The sequence below is a fragment of the Microbacterium phoenicis genome, from assembly GCF_047302325.1.
GTDB lineage: Bacteria > Actinomycetota > Actinomycetes > Actinomycetales > Microbacteriaceae > Microbacterium.
This window is the reverse complement of the sequence record NZ_CP154849.1, coordinates 2039493-2052612: the sequence shown is the minus strand read 5'-3', so window position 1 is coordinate 2052612 and position 13120 is coordinate 2039493. Positions and strand designations below refer to the sequence as shown.

Here is a 13120-nt window from a genome sequence, read left to right as displayed (position 1 = left end):
CCATGGCAGGTAACCCCCCGAAGCGGAAGGTCTCCCGCTCCAACACCCGTTCGCGTCGCGCGCAGTGGAAGGCCGAGGCCCCCACGCTCGTCAAGACCATCGAGAACGGCAAGGTCGTCTACAGCCGTCCCCACCAGGCGAAGGTCGTCACCGACTCGCAGGGCACGGAGCTGTTCCTCGAGTACAAGGGCCGCAAGGTCGCCGACATCTGATCGCCGCGTCGTGACCGACGCAGTGACCGATCACTCGGTACTCACACACAAGCTCGGGGTCGATATCGACCCCGAGCTTGTGTCGCTTGCGCTCACCCATCGCTCGTATGCGTACGAGCACGGCGGGATCGCTCACAACGAGCGGCTGGAGTTCCTCGGCGATTCGATCCTCGGCATGGCCGTGACGGTGCACCTCTACCGGTCGCATCCAGAGCTGGACGAAGGCTCGCTGGCGAAGAGGCGCGCGAGCGTCGTATCCACCGTCGCCCTCGCAGAAGTGGCTCGCGGCATGGGCCTCGGCGCCCACCTGCGACTGGGGCGAGGTGAAGATCAGACCGGCGGCCGCGACAAGGATTCCATCCTCGCGGACACGACCGAAGCACTCATCGGTGCCGCCTACCTCTCCGCAGGCATCGACGAAGCGACCGCGCTCGTGCTCCGTCTCGTCTCGCCGCTGATGGCCGACCCGGAGCGGTACGGCGCAGCGATGGACCCGAAGACCGCGCTCCAGGAGCTCGCGGCACGGCGCGGGATGTCGGCACCGACATACAGCGTGGATGCCGCCGGGCCCGATCACCATCGTGTCTTCACCGCAACGGTCGCCGTCGGCGACGTCTCGCGCACCGGGGGCGGCTCCAGCAAGAAGCAGGCCGAGATGGCGGCTGCCCTCGCCGTCTGGCGCGAGCTGTCGTCGCAGCCGTGAGGCGCCATGCCCGAGCTGCCTGAGGTCGAGGTCGTCCGCGCAGGCCTCGAACCGGCTCTGGCGGGCTCGCGGATCGACGCCGTGACCGTCTCGGACGAACGAGCGTTGACACGGCACGCGGGCGACGCCGCCGACTTCGAATCCCGGGTCACCGGTCGACGCGTCGACGGTGTCGTCCGTCGCGGCAAGTTCCTGTGGATGCCGCTGGCGGCGACCACGGTGGGGACTGACCGTGAGCCTGAGGCGATCGTCGGCCACCTCGGTATGAGCGGTCAGATGCTCCTCCGAGAGTCCGGGACCCCGCCGCTGCGACACGAGCGCATCCGGCTCGACGTACGGCATCCGGAACACGGAGATCTGGCCGTCGTCTTCGTCGATCAGCGCACGTTCGGATCTCTGGCCGTTGATCGTCTGGACCCCACGCCTGATGGTGCGGCCGGCGGGCGGGGGAGCGGCGTCGCGCTGGTGCCGAGCCAGGTCGCGCACATCGCGCGCGATCCGCTCGATCCGGCCTTCGACGAGGACGCTTTCCGGCGCGCGGTGCTCCGCACTCGTTCCGCGATCAAACGGGTACTCCTCGACCAGACCGTCGTGAGCGGCGTCGGCAACATCTACGCCGACGAGGCGCTCTGGGCATCACGGCTGCACCCTGAGCGCCTCGGCCACGATCTCTCGTCTCGGTCACTCGGGCGCCTCCTCGGCGAGGTCCGGGCGGTTCTGCACCGGGCACTCGCCGAGGGCGGAACGAGCTTCGACGCGCAGTACGTGAACGTCAACGGTCAGGCCGGCTACTTCGCCCACTCGCTGAACGCGTACGGTCGCACGGGGGAACCATGTCCTCGATGCGGGACGCCCATCGTCAGGGTGAGCTTCACCAACCGGTCGAGCCACTACTGCCCGAAGTGCCAGCGCCGAGCCTAGGCGAGCACCTTCTTCCAGGCGCCGATGTAGGCGGTGGGGACGAACCCGATCGCCTCATTGATGCTCAGCATCGGCCGGTTCTCCTCGGCGTTCCAGGTGATGATCCGGCGTGACTCGGGTGCGATCTCTCGCCACCGCAGGATTCCCGCGCACTTGATGAGCTGCCCCAGACGGTGACCACGGTGCTCTCGGAGCACCAGGGTGTCCATCTGCTGCGTGGTCGCGGTCGGGTCGGCTCCCGAGCAGAGCTCGTTGAAGGCGACGACATCGCCGGTGGCCTCGTGGACCGCTGCAGTGATCAGGACCGTCTGACCGGCGTCCAGGTAGCGCGCCTCGTGACGATCGAGGCGATCGAGATCCCACTTCTCCTCATCCACCTCGAGGCCGGCCGTGGGGGCATCCGTCGACATGCGGGACTTCGCCCAGGCGAAACTCTCGCGGTACTGCGCGGGAATGGGGAGCAGCCACTGTTCGACGCGGTACCCGGCCGAGTGGGACTCGGCATCCGCCAACAGTTCGCGGGTGGTCGCGAGCGAGGCATCCAGGTCGAGGATGCTCTTGCGGTCCACCTGTTCGAGGGTGTGCCCGTGGCGCAGGTAGTACCGCGCCGGACGGTCCTGTGGGATGGTGCCGAACCCGGTCGGCGCGGGGAGCCGTGTGACCGACACGCCTTGCGCCGGTTCCGGGTGCTCCGCCCAGGATTCCAGGACTGTTCGTCCTGCTCGGCGCGCGGTCTCCTCGACGAGCTCGAGAAGGTCGGAGCCGATTCCCCTGCCCTGGACGCGCTCGAGGAGTTCGACCGTCCAGAACGCGACCTGTGATCCCTCCTCGGCGGGGATGTCGACGATGACGCGTCCGGCCACCTCGTCGTCGACGAGGACGATCCAGCTGTGTTTGTCGTTGTCGGGGTCCTCCTGGAAGTGGGGCAGCAGCTGTGCCGGAGTCGCGGCTTCATCATCGTTCGCACTGATCTCGCGGTAGATCTCATTGCGGACGCCGACCATCGCGATGAAGTCCTTCGCGTCCGGTGCGTCGAGCGAGGTGGGGACGATGAGCGGCCGAATCTCGTAGTCGGGGGTGGTCATGATCGTGCTCCTGACGTGTGTGGGTCCGGGGCCGCGACGGTGTCGCAGCCCCGGACGGGATCAAAGGCGGGGGCCGAGGAACGCGCGGCGGCGGTCCCACTCGGCTTCCCGCTCGCGGCGAGCGAGGCTCTCGCGGTGTCGAGCCTCGATCTCCTCCCGGTTCGCGCCGGGGCGGGTGCTCCACAGGAGCAGCGCCAGCGCGATCCGGAGGGCGAGTCGGTCGATGAACGTCTGACGGGGACCGGGCCCCGTCGGGGTCGGATGCTGCAGCGCGGCGAGGACCGCCGTTGTGCGCTGCGGCGCGGTGAGAGTGCGCATGAGTGATCTCGTTTCGATCGTTGCAGTGGGTTGTGCCGCGGGCGCGGCGGGGATCGTGCCGCAGCACGAGAGAGCACGACCGTGGGCGGGCCTCGAGGGCCGCCGCACACGGCGGGGAGGGACGAAGAGTCCGAGCGGGTCCGACGCGGTCATCCGTCAGAAGACGGAGCTCACGGGCGCCGTGGTCAGCGGCCGGTGAGGGCGCGGGTGTCCGCTACGGCGTCGAAGGAGACGGTCCCCCCTGCGAACGGGAACGCGGTGAACGCTTCTCCGGTGGGCATCATGCGAGTAATCATGTCGGGGACCTCCTTTCTCAGACTTCTGACGCGAGCCCTGACACTAGCGCCGCCCCGGGCGCGCCGTCAAGTGGCGTCCGTGATTCGTCCGCTAGCGTGGACGGGACGACGACCCCGGAGGCCCCGCATGCACCTGAAGAGCGTGACGCTCAAGGGGTTCAAATCCTTCGCCCAACCGACGACCTTCGCCCTGGAACCGGGGGTGACCTGCATCGTGGGACCCAACGGGTCGGGCAAGTCGAACGTCGTCGATGCCCTCGCTTGGGTGATGGGTGAGCAGGGCGCGAAGACTCTCCGCGGCGGCAAGATGGAAGATGTCATCTTCGCTGGCACCGCGACGCGTGGCCCGCTCGGTCGCGCCGAAGTGCAGCTGACGATCGACAACGCGGACGGTGTCCTGCCGATCGAGTACAGCGAAGTCACCATCAGCCGGACGCTGTTTCGCAACGGCTCCAGCGAGTACGCGATCAACGGTGAGACCTGCCGTCTCCTCGACGTGCAAGAGCTCCTGAGCGATTCCGGCCTTGGTCGAGAGATGCACGTCATCGTCGGACAGGGCCGACTCGATACCGTCCTCCAGGCGAGCCCCGAGGATCGCCGCGGATTCATCGAGGAAGCGGCCGGCATCCTCAAGCATCGCCGCCGCAAGGAGAAGACCCTCCGCAAGCTCGAGGCGATGGAAGCGAACCTGACGAGGCTGAGTGATCTCGCCGGTGAACTGCGTCGCCAGCTCAAACCCCTCGGCAAACAAGCGGAGATCGCCCGCGAGGCGGCATCGATCGCTGCGGTGGTGCGCGATGCGAAGGCGCGCCTCTACGCCGACGAACTGGCGCGTCTGCGCACGGAACTCGCGGACCATTCCCGCAACGAACAGGAGCGCCACGCCGAGCGTCTCGTTCTGCAGGATCGCGCCGACGGATTCCGTCGTCGGATCGATGAGCTCGAGAACGACCAGCGGGCGGAAGCGGTCGACAGCGCCCGCGCCGTCACCTTCGAGCTCGGTCGTGTGCAAGAACGCCTGCGGGGTCTCTACTCGCTCGCCGGGCAACGACTGACGCTCCTCGAGGACGACGGAGAGGCTCCCGACGCGAGCGCCACGGTGACGCAAGCCGTCATCGACGAGGCGCGAAGCGAGATCGACGAGATCGGCTCCGGTCTCGGCACAGCTCAGGATGCCGCAGCCGCGGCTGCGCGTGATGTCATCAGGTCCCGCGCCGACCTGGATGCACTCGACACCGACATCGCCGCGCAGAGCGCGCTCGTGTCGGAACACGACATGCGCCTCGCCTCTCTGCGCGGCCGCGCGGAGGCGGCCGCGTCGAAGGCGGAGGCTCTGCGCGCAACCGTCGAACGCCAGCAGAAGGCGCTCGACGCGGCCGAACAGCGTCGCTCCGAGGCGGAATCCGCATTGGCGGAGATCACCCCGGCTGCGGAGACGCCGGAGGATTCCGCCGTCGAGTACACGGCTGCGTATGAACGCGCCCAGCGGGATGCAACCGACGCCGAGCGCGAACTGGGATCGATTCGCGAGCGGCTGCACGCGGCGGAGCGCGAGCGCGAGTCCCTGCTGGCCGAGACGGCTGCACTGGGTCGCGCGCTGGACATCCGGAACGCCGCTGCGGCCGTCGTCGAGCGGGGCGGCGCCGGCATCCGGGGCATCGTCAGCGATGCGATCCGCGTGACTGCGGGGTACGAAGCCGCGGTAGCTGCCGCCCTCGGAGCCCTCGCGGACGGTGTGCTCGTGGACGACCTCGAGACGGCGCGGACGGTCATCACGACCGCTCGGGACCACGATCTGGGCGCTGTCGACATCGCCTTGATGGATGGACCGGATTCACGTGAACCGCACCTCGACGGGGAGTGGACGTGGGCGGCTGACGTGGTGGACGCGCCCGCGGGCGTGCGGGCAGCGCTGGGGGGCGTCGCCATCGCCGATGACATCGACGGCGCCTTCGCCGCGTGCCGGAGCGCTGCCCGCGCAGGCAGCCGCATCGTCGCCGTCACCCGCGCAGGGGAGACCGTCACCGCGAGCACCCTCCAGGCGGGTTCGGGACAGTCTCGATCGCGTCTGGAGCTCGCGGCCGAGCGCGACGCTGCCCGGGAGCGGCTGACGGAGGTCTCGGTCATCGCCGACTCCCTGCGCGAGGCCCTCGACGAGGCGCAGTCCGCGTGGGATGCCGCCCGCCAGCGGACACGCGAGTCGCTGACCGCATTGCGGGAGCACGACTCGGAGCGCGCGGCGCAGGCGGAGAAGTTCAACCGTGCGACGGTTCGCCTCGAGGCCGCCATCGCCGAGTGCGAACGCTTGGAGGCCGGAGTCCGACAGGCGGAGGCTGCTGCGCGGGATGCCGACACGGCTGCGGGGACGGCGCGGGAGGCGTTCAGTGCCGCGGAGGAGACTCCCCGGCCGATCCTCGATGCGTCGGCTCGGGATGGCCTCCTGGATGCGCTCGAGGCTGCCCGCGCTCGGGAGATGGACACGCGTCTGGATGTCGAGACGCTGCGGGAGCGCGTCCGCGCGGCGGAGGCGCGCGTGGTCCAGCTCGAGCGTCAGCGCGAGAAGGAACGTGCGGCGGCAGAAGCGGCCGCGCGTCGTGCCGTCGTCCGTCGTGCTCAGCGCACGATCGCGTCCGAGGTCGTGACGGCGCTGCCGCCCGTGCTGGACTCGATCGACCGTTCGACCGCCCAGGCGCGGGTCGAGCTGGAACGTGCGGAGCAGACCCGCACGGCCCTGACCGCGGAGCTCGCGCAGCTCCGGCGTGAGGACGGACAGGCGCGGGAGCGCCTCTCACGCGTGACGGAGTCCGTCCACGGGCTGGAACTGCAGATGCACGAGAAGCGTCTCCACGTGCAGAGCCTGCTCGACAGGGTCCAGTCCGAACTCGGCTTCGACGACAATATTCTCCTCGCGGAATACGGTCCGGACGTGGCGATTCCGCAAGAGTCCGGCGAGGATTCCGCAGTATTCGACCGCGCGACCCAGCAGAAGCGTCTCCATGACGCGGAGCGCAAACTCGCTCAGCTCGGCCGGGTCAACCCGCTCGCTCTCGAGGAGTTCGCCGCGCTCGAGCAGCGACATTCCTTCCTGACGGCGCAGCTCGATGACCTCGTGCGTACACGCACCGATCTGCTCACGATCATCGAGGAGCTGGACGAGCGGATGCAGACCATCTTCCTCGCCGCGTTCGAGGACACGCGAACGGCGTTCGGTGAGGTCTTCCCGATCCTGTTCCCCGGCGGGACGGGGTCCATCTCCCTCACCGATCCCGATCACCCGCTGACGACGGGCATCGACGTCGCGGTGCGACCGGTCGGCAAGAAGATCGAGCGGCTCTCGCTGCTGTCGGGCGGAGAACGTTCACTTGCCGCGGTCGCGCTTCTGACGGCGATCTTCAAGGCGCGTCCGAGTCCGTTCTACATCCTGGACGAGGTGGAGGCTGCGCTCGACGACGCCAACCTCGGGCGGCTGCTCGGCGTTTTCGAGCAACTCCGGGAATCGAGCCAGCTGATCGTGATCACTCATCAGAAGCGGACGATGGAGATCGCGGATGCGCTCTACGGCGTGTCGATGCGTCAGGACGGTGTATCGGCCGTGGTGGGCCAACGCGTCCGCGAGCGGGCCGCCGTCTGAGAGCCATGGGCTCTGCACCGGGGCCGCGTCCTCGGTCTGTCGTGGCGGGTGCTCTGGTGGGCGCGCCCTCGGTGGCGTCCGCGGCACCCGTGCCGACGGCATCCGTCAGCGCGACGCGAGTGGCTCCGGCGGCGAAGCCCCACGTTCTCGACGGCCCTGTACAACGCCAACAGCAAGATGGACCGCGACAAGGACGGCATCGCCTGCGAGTAGGGCTGATCGGGTCAACTAGCCTGGGGGCATGGCGGAGAGCTCTTGGTCACTCGGTCGCGCGCTGCGCGGCCTGTTCGTCAAACCGACGATCGATGAGACGACATGGGATGACCTCGAGACGGCACTCCTGACGGCCGACTTCGGTCCGGACATCACCGAACGCATCATCGACGAGCTCCGCGACAAGGTGGAGCGGTTCCGAACGACCGATCCGAAGGACCTCCAGCGCATGCTGCGGGAAACGCTCGAGGAGCATTTCGCCAAGTTCGACACCACCCTCCGCCTCAGCGAACGCCCCGCAGTCGTCCTCGTGGTCGGGGTCAACGGCGTGGGCAAGACGACGACGATCGGCAAGTTCGCCGCCTACCTGCGCCGGTTCGAACGGAGCGTCGTGGTGGGGGCTGCAGACACCTTCCGCGCGGCCGCGGTCGATCAGCTCGCAACGTGGGCCGAGCGCGGGGGTGCGGCCATCGTGCGTCCTCAGCAGGAGGGTCAGGACCCGGCATCCGTCGCCTTCCAGACGATCGACCACGCGATCCGCACCGGCACCGAGATCGTCCTCGTCGACACTGCGGGGCGTCTTCACACGAAAGCCGGGCTCATGGACGAGCTCACGAAGATCCGCCGCGTGATCGAGAAGCAGGCACCCATCAGTGAGGTGCTCCTCGTCCTCGACGCCACGACGGGTCAGAACGGGGTCATGCAGGCCGAGGCATTCCTCGAGCACGCCGGCGTGACAGGTCTCGTCCTGACGAAACTCGATGGCTCGGCTCGCGGAGGCTTCGTCCTCGCCGTGCAGGAGCGCACCGGCATCCCCGTGAAGCTCCTCGGACAGGGCGAGGGCATCGGAGATCTGACCGGTTTCACGCCGCACGTGTTCGCTTCAGCCCTGGTGGATTGACCCGAGCGGTCGCGCAGGGCCGTCAAGGCTGGTTTCATTGACGCATGGCGATCGAGCACGACTACTTCGGACTTCTGGAGTCCGGACCCGACGGGTCGATCTTCTGGTCGGAAGTCGTCGACTTCGGTGATCAGCGGGTGACCGTCGATCTCACCGCGCCCGATCAGGACGACGTGTCCATCGAAGCGCTCGACGTCGCCGCTGCGATGATCGCCGCGCTGGAGACCATCGACCTCCGCGCGCGGAACGCGATGGTGTCGGAGCTCGACGACCGCACCAGCGAGGTGACCGAATTCATTCTGCAGCAGCAGGAGATGCTGGGGGAGGACATCGAGGACCTCCTCGTCGATGTCTCGGGCGACACGCACATGGACGTGATCCGTTCCCTTCAACTGATGAGCATGACGATCCTCGCCGACGAGCACAGCGGCAAGGACCCCTTCGCGGTCCTCGAGTATGCGCTCGATCCCGACTCGACCGACGACGTCCTCCTGGTCAACCTCGATGTCGCGGGGGCCGTGCAGTCCGTGACCAGCGCAGACTGAGCATCAACCGCGTGACGCGTGCGCCCAGTCGAGGGCATCACGCAATGCGGCCAGGTCTCGGTACCAGGTCCGCACCTCGGCTCGGCATCTGACCCGCTCGATCCGCGTCTCGTACTCGGCGCATTCCGCCATGGCCTCGGAGTCGGTAGGGGGATACTCTCCGGATCCGTCGTAGTAGGTGATCTCGAACCCGTTCGCGGCGTCACCCGTGACGGAGACCACGGTGTCGGCAGCCGGCTCGGCCGGGAGCTGCGCCCCGTGGGTCTGGGGGAGCGCCGCGGCGACCGCGATCGCGGCTCCGAGTAGGGCGGTGAGGGCGAGAGGAGTGCGCATGAGGGCTCTTCCGTTCGTGGTGCCGGTCGGTCCGGCACCACGAAAGTACGAGCGGGAGCACTCCGCGCCTGCGGAAACGGCGGTCCCGGTGGACGGATGCCGCCGCCCGGCGCCTGTGGAGGAATCAGACGGCCTGCGCGAACCCCTCGGCAGCGGCCTCTTCCGCCAGGTGCGCGAACTCAATGGGGATGTCGCGGCCCTTGGACGTCATCGACCGCGCCCACAGCCGACCTGCGCGGTACGACGAACGGACGAGCGGTCCTGCGAGCACGCCGAGGAAGCCGATCGATTCGGCGAGCTCTCTGAGTTCGACGAACTCCTGGGGGGTCACCCATCGCGCCACCGGCAGGTGTCGGGGCGACGGACGCAGGTACTGCGTCAAGGTGATGATGTCGGTCCCCGCAGCGTGGAGATCGCGCAGCGCCTCCTCGACCTCGTGCCGTTCCTCGCCCATGCCCAGGATGAGGTTGGATTTCGTGATCAATCCGGCATCCCGCGCCCGCGTGAGGACACCCAAGGACCGTTCGTACCGGAAGGCGGGGCGGATGCGCTTGAAGATCCGGGGAACGGTCTCGACGTTGTGGGCGAAGACTTCGGGTCGCGAGGCGAAGACGACGTCGAGGAGTTCGGGGTCGCCGTTGAAGTCCGTGGCGAGCAGCTCCACGCCTGTTCCCGCGTTCGTCGCGTGGATCTGGCGCACGGTCTCGGCGTTGAGCCACGCACCGCCGTCGGGCAGATCGTCGCGGGCCACGCACGTGACGGTTGCGTATCGCAGGCGCATGCGCGTGACGCTCTCCGCGACGCGGCGGGGCTCATCCGTGTCGTAGTCGGCGGGTTTTCCGGTGTCGATCTGACAGAAGTCGCATCGACGCGTGCACTGCGAACCGCCGATGAGGAACGTCGCCTCCCGGTCCTCCCAGCACTCGAAGATGTTGGGGCACCCCGCTTCCTGGCAGACCGTGTGGAGTCCCTCGTCCTTCACGAGGGCCTGCAGCTCCTGGTATTCGGGTCCCATGCGCGCCTTCGTGCGGATCCACTCGGGCTTGCGCTCGATGGGGGTCTGCGCGTTGCGCACTTCGAGGCGGAGCATCCGCCGGCCATCGGGACCGGCCGCGCTCACGCCGCCACCTCCGCGCCGAACTCCGCTGCGAAAGCGGATGCCACCGTGGGAAGGACATCGCAGGGGGCTACGTCGCGGCCGAGGAGCGACGACAGCGTCGAGACGCCGGCGTCGGCGATCCCGCACGGGATGATCCGAGAGAACGGTTCGAGGGAGTTGTCGCAGTTCAGCGCGAACCCGTGCATCGTGACCCCGCCCTGCACTCGGACGCCGATGGCGGCGAGCTTCGCTGTCGCGCCGGCGTGATCGACCCAGACCCCGCTTCGCCCGTCGACGCGTTTTCCGTCGACACCGAGCGCTCGTGCGACGCGGATGAGAACGTCCTCGAGTCGGCGGACGTGCGCCACGACATCGACCGGCTCCGGGAGGCGGACGAGGGGGTAGCCGACGAGCTGGCCCGGACCGTGCCAGGTGATCTTCCCCCCGCGGTCGACATCGATGACCGGCGTGCCGTCGACGGGGCGCTCGTCTGGGGCCGTGCGCGCTCCGGCCGTGTAGACGGCCTCGTGCTCCAGAAGGAGAAGCGTGTCGCCGCGGCTCCCGTTCACGATGTCGGCGTGGAGCTCGCGCTGGAGCGCCCAGCCGTCACGGTAGGGGACGAGGTCGGGCGCCATGCCGACGGTGCGGATTTCGATCATGAGGGCCTCTCGCGTTGTTGGACTGCGTGCAACAATACGCCCCCGATAGGCTGACGTCATGACGACCGGTCGGCCCCGCGCGTCGTCTCGCGAGGTGTTGTCGGAGGCGGCGTGCGAACTCTTCCTCGAGCGCGGTTTCGACGCGACATCGATCACGGACATCTCGGCGCGCGCGGGGGTCAGCAGGTCGAGTTTCTTCAACTACTTCGAGTCGAAGGAAGCCATCCTCTGGTCCTCGCTCGACGGTCGGATCGAGACGCTGCGGGCAGGCGCGCCGGTGGAGGACCCGGCGGCGGCTCTGATGTCCATGTGTCGAGATCTCCAGCCCGACAGCCTCGCCCTCGCCCTGGTCAATGCTCACGCCATGGGCCTGGTGGATGAATTGGAGCGGGGCGCGGCGGTCCGCAGTGCGCGGATCGCCGCGGTGGTCTCGGCATCCCTCGTCGCGCATGGTGCGGAGCAGGTGGCTGCCGCGGTCTGCGGCGCTGCCCACGCCGAGGCCGTGATGATCGCCATCGAGCGCTGGGCACGCGCCGGCGCTGGCCGGGCCTCGCTCTCCGACGAGCTCGAGGGTGCCCTTGGCGTAGCCGCGATCACGCTGCCTGCCCGAGGCGCCGGGCGGGCGCTCCCGCTCGACTAAACTCGAGTCATCATGGCTACCTTCGGCACCCTCTCCGATCGTCTCACCGAGACCTTCCGCAACCTCCGCACGAAGGGAAAGCTGTCGCCCGCCGACGTCGACGGCACCGTGCGTGAGATCCGTCGCGCCCTGCTCGACGCTGACGTCGCGCTCCAGGTGGTCAAAGAGTTCACCGGCAAGGTGCGCGACCGCGCGCTCGGCGACGAGGTCAGCCGCGCACTGAATCCCGCTCAGCAGGTCGTCCAGATCGTCAACGAGGAGCTCGTCGCGATCCTCGGCGGTGAGCAGCGTCGCCTGCAGTTCGCCAAGCAGCCGCCCACCGTCATCATGCTCGCGGGGCTGCAGGGTTCCGGTAAGACGACCTTCGCCGGCAAGCTCGCCAAGCAGCTCGAGAAGGACGGCCACACGCCTCTGCTCGTCGCGTGCGACCTGCAGCGCCCGAACGCCGTGAACCAGCTCACCGTCGTCGCGGAGCGCGCCGGTGCCGCCATCTACGCCCCCGAGCCGGGCAACGGCGTCGGCGACCCCGTGAAGGTCGCCCGCGACGGAGTCGAGCATGCTCGTCGCCAGCAGTTCGACACCGTCATCATCGACACCGCCGGCCGTCTCGGTGTGGACGCCGAGCTCATGAAGCAGGCAGCAGACATCCGCACGGCCACGGCGCCCGACGAGGTCCTGTTCGTCATCGACGCGATGATCGGTCAGGATGCCGTCAACACGGCCAAGGCGTTCCAGGACGGCGTCGACTTCACGGGCGTCGTGTTGTCCAAGCTCGACGGCGACGCCCGAGGTGGCGCTGCACTCTCCGTCGCGTCGGTCACCGGGCGCCCGATCATCTTCGCCTCGACGGGTGAAGGCCTCGACGACCTCGAGCCCTTCCACCCCGACCGCATGGCGAGCCGCATCCTCGACCTCGGTGACATCCTCACCCTCATCGAGCAGGCTCAGCAGGCGTTCGACGAAGAAGAGGCCCAGCGCGTCGCGGAGAAGCTCGCGACGGAGCAGTTCACGCTCGAGGACTTCCTCGAGCAGCTTCAGCAGGTCCGCAAGATGGGCTCGATGAAGAAGATGCTCGGCATGCTGCCGGGCATGGGCCAGATGAAGCAGCAGATCGAGAACTTCGACGAGCGCGAGATCGATCGCACCGAGGCCATCATCCGCTCGATGACGCCGATCGAGCGTCGCAATCCGAAGGTCTTGAACGGCTCGCGCCGCCTCCGCATCGCGCGGGGGTCGGGCATGACCGTCACCGACGTCAACCAGCTCGTCCAGCGCTTCGATCAGGCCGCGAAGATGATGAAGACGGTCGCTCGCGGTGGCGTCCCCTCCATGCCCGGAATGGGCGCCGTCGGCGGAAAGCCCGGCGCGTCCAGCAAGCGTGGGAAGAAGCAGAAGAGCAGCGGGGGCTCCCGGTCGGGCAATCCCGCAAGGCGGGCGGCCGAGAACGCCGGTCTTTCGGCGGCGGCGACGGCGGCATCCGGGTCGGGCTTCGGCCTCGGCTCGCCGACGGAGCCGACCGAGGCGGACCTCGCCGAGATCCAGAAGCTCTTCGGGAAGAGCTGAC

General features: G+C 68.5%; 14 protein-coding genes. 9 read left to right on the top strand and 5 right to left on the bottom strand.

The window, feature by feature from the left end; genetic code table 11:
- The first annotated feature begins 2 nt into the window (after positions 1–2).
- The 3 genes from rpmF to mutM are packed head-to-tail and all read left to right on the top strand — an operon-like array spanning position 3 to position 1836.
- The gene (rpmF, locus tag ABCU91_RS10080; protein ID WP_018188062.1) at positions 3–212 is read left to right on the top strand and encodes a 50S ribosomal protein L32; all 210 of its coding nucleotides are present in this window, start codon (positions 3–5) and stop codon (positions 210–212) included.
- 10 nt (positions 213–222) lie between these two features.
- Positions 223–915 (top strand): ribonuclease III, encoded by a 693-nt coding sequence (gene rnc / locus ABCU91_RS10075; RefSeq protein WP_413353572.1) that lies wholly within the window; start codon positions 223–225, stop codon positions 913–915.
- 6 nt (positions 916–921) lie between these two features.
- Positions 922–1836, top strand: a complete 915-nt coding sequence (gene mutM / locus ABCU91_RS10070) for a bifunctional DNA-formamidopyrimidine glycosylase/DNA-(apurinic or apyrimidinic site) lyase (RefSeq protein WP_413353571.1) — start codon at positions 922–924, stop codon at positions 1834–1836.
- Here the strand turns inward: mutM and ABCU91_RS10065 are convergent.
- On the bottom strand, positions 1833–2921 hold the full coding sequence (locus tag ABCU91_RS10065; RefSeq protein ID WP_413353570.1) for an N-acetyltransferase family protein: 1089 nt from the start codon (positions 2919–2921) through the stop codon (positions 1833–1835). The genes mutM and ABCU91_RS10065 overlap by 4 nt on opposite strands.
- A gap of 60 nt (positions 2922–2981) precedes the next feature.
- Positions 2982–3239: a hypothetical protein gene (locus ABCU91_RS10060; RefSeq protein ID WP_413353569.1), complete on the bottom strand. Its 258-nt coding sequence runs from the start codon at positions 3237–3239 to the stop codon at positions 2982–2984.
- A 423-nt stretch (positions 3240–3662) separates the two neighbouring features.
- Here ABCU91_RS10060 and smc point away from each other — a divergent pair, with 423 nt between their 5' ends.
- The 4 genes from smc to ABCU91_RS10040 are packed head-to-tail and all read left to right on the top strand — an operon-like array spanning position 3663 to position 8825.
- On the top strand, positions 3663–7166 hold the full coding sequence (gene smc / locus ABCU91_RS10055) for a chromosome segregation protein SMC (RefSeq protein ID WP_413353568.1): 3504 nt from the start codon (positions 3663–3665) through the stop codon (positions 7164–7166).
- A 48-nt stretch (positions 7167–7214) separates the two neighbouring features.
- Entirely contained in the window at positions 7215–7379 is a 165-nt protein-coding gene (locus tag ABCU91_RS10050; RefSeq protein ID WP_413353567.1) for an excalibur calcium-binding domain-containing protein, read from the top strand.
- A gap of 28 nt (positions 7380–7407) precedes the next feature.
- A complete protein-coding gene (gene ftsY, locus ABCU91_RS10045) occupies positions 7408–8280 on the top strand; it encodes a signal recognition particle-docking protein FtsY (protein WP_413353566.1) in 873 nt (290 codons plus the stop codon).
- 44 nt (positions 8281–8324) lie between these two features.
- On the top strand, positions 8325–8825 hold the full coding sequence (locus ABCU91_RS10040; protein WP_065570437.1) for a DUF2004 domain-containing protein: 501 nt from the start codon (positions 8325–8327) through the stop codon (positions 8823–8825).
- A 3-nt stretch (positions 8826–8828) separates the two neighbouring features.
- Here ABCU91_RS10040 and ABCU91_RS10035 read toward each other — a convergent pair whose 3' ends face one another.
- The 3 genes from ABCU91_RS10035 to lipB form a co-directional block, all read right to left on the bottom strand.
- Complete coding sequence (locus ABCU91_RS10035) at positions 8829–9158, bottom strand: hypothetical protein (RefSeq protein WP_413353565.1); 330 nt, start codon at positions 9156–9158, stop codon at positions 8829–8831.
- 124 nt (positions 9159–9282) lie between these two features.
- Positions 9283–10248 carry a lipoyl synthase gene (lipA, locus tag ABCU91_RS10030; RefSeq protein WP_413353564.1) on the bottom strand — a complete coding sequence of 322 codons (966 nt, stop codon included), beginning with the start codon at positions 10246–10248 and terminating at the stop codon, positions 9283–9285.
- A gap of 26 nt (positions 10249–10274) precedes the next feature.
- Positions 10275–10916 (bottom strand): lipoyl(octanoyl) transferase LipB, encoded by a 642-nt coding sequence (lipB, locus tag ABCU91_RS10025; protein ID WP_413353563.1) that lies wholly within the window; start codon positions 10914–10916, stop codon positions 10275–10277.
- 58 nt (positions 10917–10974) lie between these two features.
- Here lipB and ABCU91_RS10020 point away from each other — a divergent pair, with 58 nt between their 5' ends.
- On the top strand, positions 10975–11556 hold the full coding sequence (locus ABCU91_RS10020; protein WP_406924153.1) for a TetR/AcrR family transcriptional regulator: 582 nt from the start codon (positions 10975–10977) through the stop codon (positions 11554–11556).
- Between the two features lie 12 nt (positions 11557–11568).
- Entirely contained in the window at positions 11569–13119 is a 1551-nt protein-coding gene (gene ffh, locus ABCU91_RS10015; protein ID WP_413353562.1) for a signal recognition particle protein, read from the top strand.
- Position 13120 lies beyond the last annotated feature (1 nt).